Origin of the sequence: Halococcus sp. IIIV-5B (assembly GCF_003602035.1) — an archaeon.
Classification (GTDB): domain Archaea; phylum Halobacteriota; class Halobacteria; order Halobacteriales; family Halococcaceae; genus Halococcus; species Halococcus salsus.
In genome coordinates this window covers 1-2561 of the sequence record NZ_QZWE01000066.1, presented here as the reverse complement: position 1 = coordinate 2561, position 2561 = coordinate 1, and the positions used below count along the sequence as shown (strand labels likewise).

Genomic DNA, 2561 nt, shown 5'->3' with positions numbered 1-2561 from the left:
TGGGGACGGGGGGCGCGGCGACCGGCGGAGCCGGGACGGCGGGTGGAGCGACCGCGGCGGGCGGCGGATCCGGGGCCACGAGCGATGGGGGCACCGCCGGGACCAGCGCAACGGGCGGCGGCAGTAACGAGACCACCAGCTCGAACGGACCGGGGTTCGGCGTCGTCGCCACGCTCGCGGGTCTCGCGGCGGTCGGCGCGCGGCTCGTCGGCGACCGCGAATAACTTCCTTACTCGGCGCGCTCGACGACGGCCGCGGCGTGGCGCTCGGCCGTTTCACGGACTTCGTCCACGTCGAGCGTCAGGACCTCGCGGTCGCGCATCAGGACCTCGCCATCGCAGACCGTGTGTCGAACGTCGGTCCCCGACGCGGCGTAGGCGAGGTGGCTCACGAGGTCGTGGTGGGGCGTGAAGTGGGTCGCGTCGAGGTCGAGGACGGCGAGGTCGGCGTTCGCACCCGCCTCGATCCGGCCGGAATCGAAGCCCGCGACGGCGGCGCTCCCCGCCGTCGCCATCCCGACCGCGTTCGGGGCGTCGACCGCGCTCGCGTCGTCGGCGGCGAGTTTGCCGACCATCGCGGCGTCGCGGAGCTCGTTGAACATGTCGAGGTCGTTGTTCGAGGCCGCCCCATCGGTCCCCAGCCCGACCGTGACACCCGCATCGAGGAGGTCCTGCACCGGCGCGATCCCGCTCGCGAGCTTCATGTTCGAGGCCGGACAGTGGACCACGCCCGCACCCCGCTCGGCGAGCAGGTCGACCTCGCGCTCGTCGACGTGGACGCCGTGGGCGACGAAGTCCTCGGGTTCGAGCAGACCGTGGTCGACGGCGTATTCGAGCGGGCGTTTTCCGTGCTCGTCGACGATGGGCTCGACCTCGCCGGTCGTCTCGTTGGCGTGGAGGTGGACCGGAACGCCCGCCTCGCGCGCCTCCGGCACGAACTCGTCGAGTTCGTCGGCGTCGACGGTGGTGAGGCTGTGGGGCATGAACGCCGTCGAGATCCTCCCATCCGCCGCGCCGTCGAACTCGCGGGCCACGCGCAGCCCCTCCTCGAAGTCCGCCCGGGCTTCGTCCCCGTTCTTCCCGACGGTGACGATGCCGTGGCCGACGCGGGCGCGGAGGCCCGCTTCCTCGACCGCGGCCACGGTCTCGGCGACGTCGAAGTACATATCGCAGAAGCCGGTCGTCCCGGTCTCGATCATCTCGACCAGCCCGAGTTCGACCCCCGCCCGGACGTCCGCGGGTTCGAGGGTGGCCTCGACCGGCCAGACGTCCTCCTGCAGCCAGGTTTCGAGCGGTTCGTCGTCGGCGTAGCCCCGCAACAGCGTCATCGCGACGTGGGTGTGGGCGTTGACCAATCCAGGAATAACGAGCCCACCGCTGGCGTCCAGCGATTCGTCGCCCGCCGGAACGTCGCCGACCGCGCGTATCTCGCCCGTCTTCCGGTCCGCGAGCACGTCCGCGTGCTCGACGGTCATGTCCGGGCGAAGCACCTGACCGCCGACGATCTCGAGGGTGGTCATGACCGGTCTGGGACGGCCCGAACCCTCAATCCGTCGAAGCCGGGCGGGCTCTCGATGACGGCCGCTATCTACTGTGGCTACACTCGCGCCGTACTACTCCTCGGTCAGCGAAACCCCGCATTCGATACAGTAGTTGCCGACCGGAACGAGCGTCTCACACGACGCACACGCCCGTTTCCACGCGCGGCGCGAGAGACGGTCCTCGGGGACACCGAGGTCGTCGGACGGGCGAACGGTCTCGACGTCCTCCTCCTCGTCGGTCGGTCGAAACGCGTGGCCATCCGATTGCTTCGAATCTGACAATTGGTAACGTACCCCTCAAAGGGAAGGACGTGCCGTGAGACGATAACGTGGTCGGTAGCGTCTGGCGAAACCACCTGCCGGCGGCGGGTCGCTACCGCCTGTCGGCACCCGTGGTCGACGACACGCAGTCCGGTTCGACTCCCGGTCCCGAGGCCCCGCGCCGTCGTCAGTCCCTGAGGTCGCTGTCGGCGGGCGAGTCGGTCACGTACTCGTCGACGAGGTCGTCGAGTTCCGCGAGGTCGTCGTGGCCGGGGAGCGGTTCGTCGGCGGTTCGACACGTCTCGTCGACGCCGAGCGCGTCGCAGACGTGGTCGGCGACCGCCTCGGCCATCCGACGGTGAGTGGTCAGCTTCCCGCCGACGATGCTCGAGAACCCCCCGACGCCGTCGTCCGCGTGGTCGAGCAGGAAGAAGCCGCGCGAGATCGACCGCGCACCGTCGCGTTCGTCCTCGTCCGGTGCGTAGAGCGGTCTGACACCCCAGTAGGTTCTGTCCGGGTCCCGGTTTTCGAGCGCGGGCACCATCGCGGCGCACTCGGCGACCATCCGGTCGACCGCTTCGTCCTCCCGCGAGTACTCGTCCGGGTCGTCGACCGCGACGCTCGTGGTGCCGAGCACCACCTCGTCGTGGTGTGGGACCACGAGGTCGCCGTCGGCGGGCGAGCGGCAGCGGTTCAGAACGGGGCTCACCTCGACGCCCTCGACCCCGACCATCACGCCCTTCGTCGGCTGCATCGACAC

At 70.3% G+C, this 2561-nt stretch carries 3 protein-coding genes and 1 pseudogene; 1 reads left to right on the top strand and 3 read right to left on the bottom strand.

Features of this window, described 5'->3' with window-relative positions; genetic code table 11:
• Positions 1-224 (top strand): annotated as a pseudogene (locus D3261_RS19390) (sugar dehydrogenase); the annotation flags it as partial.
• Between the two features lie 5 nt (positions 225-229).
• Here D3261_RS19390 and D3261_RS19385 read toward each other — a convergent pair.
• The 3 genes from D3261_RS19385 to D3261_RS19375 all read right to left on the bottom strand — a co-directional run.
• Positions 230-1519 (bottom strand): amidohydrolase, encoded by a 1290-nt coding sequence (locus D3261_RS19385; RefSeq protein ID WP_120075244.1) that lies wholly within the window; start codon positions 1517-1519, stop codon positions 230-232.
• Positions 1520-1612: 93 nt separating this feature from the next.
• Positions 1613-1822 (bottom strand): hypothetical protein, encoded by a 210-nt coding sequence (locus D3261_RS19380; RefSeq protein WP_120075243.1) that lies wholly within the window; start codon positions 1820-1822, stop codon positions 1613-1615.
• 166 nt (positions 1823-1988) lie between these two features.
• On the bottom strand, positions 1989-2561 hold a 573-nt coding region (locus tag D3261_RS19375; RefSeq protein WP_120075241.1), incomplete at its 5' end, for an FAD-dependent oxidoreductase.

What these genes read in the sequence shown, in the direction of transcription:
- D3261_RS19385 (WP_120075244.1), bottom strand. Translation starts at nt 1,519, where the DNA reads ATGACCACCCTCGAGATCGTCGGCGGTCAGGTGCTTCGCCCGGACATG.